Below are 708 nucleotides of genomic sequence, written 5' to 3'. Positions count from 1 at the left end.
CTTCGCTCAATCATTGTTTTAATAACACTTCGGTGCTTATTAGTGCAATGGTCGAGGTAACAGTTTCTAGTCGACTAAATCGACGAGTAAGCGAAGGCACATACTTTTAGTATGTAACTGAGCGAACGAGGAAAATTTAGGAAGAATAGGAAGTGTTAACGAAGGCCATTTGGGGTTGTATGGTTAAGTGACTAAGCGTATACGGTGGATGCCTTGGCAGTTAGAGGCGATGAAGGACGTGTAAGTCTGCGAAAAGCTGTGGTGAGCCGACAAAATGCATTTGAGCCACAGATGTCCGAATGGGGAAACCCACCTATTTATAGGTATCGTTACATGAATATATAGTGTAACGAGGCGAACGAGGGGAACTGAAACATCTAAGTACCCTTAGGAAAAGAAATCAACCGAGATTCCCCTAGTAGCGGCGAGCGAACGGGGATTAGCCCTTAAGCAATTATGAACGTAGTGGAAGCCTCTGGGAAGTGGCGCGATACAAGGTGATAGCCCTGTACACGAAGTGTTTGTTTTTGTGAAATCGAGTAGGTCGGGACACGTGTTATCTTGACTGAATATGGGGGGACCATCCTCCAAGGCTAAATACTCCTAACTGACCGATAGTGAACCAGTACCGTGAGGGAAAGGCGAAAAGAACCCCTGTGAGGGGAGTGAAATAGAACCTGAAACCGTATACGTACAAGCAGTGGGAGC

The 708-nt window shown here is 45.9% G+C and carries 1 rRNA gene (running past one end of the window); it reads left to right on the top strand.

What is annotated here, in order from left to right:
- The first annotated feature begins 181 nt into the window (after window positions 1-181).
- Window positions 182-708 (top strand): 23S ribosomal RNA (locus C7Y69_RS21230) (it continues 2,370 nt past the right edge of the window).

The sequence above is a fragment of the Alteromonas sp. KS69 genome, assembly GCF_003989595.1.
Lineage (GTDB): Bacteria > Pseudomonadota > Gammaproteobacteria > Enterobacterales > Alteromonadaceae > Alteromonas > Alteromonas naphthalenivorans.
The sequence above is the reverse complement of the archived record's forward strand: the minus strand, read 5'-3'. Positions and strand labels throughout refer to the sequence as shown.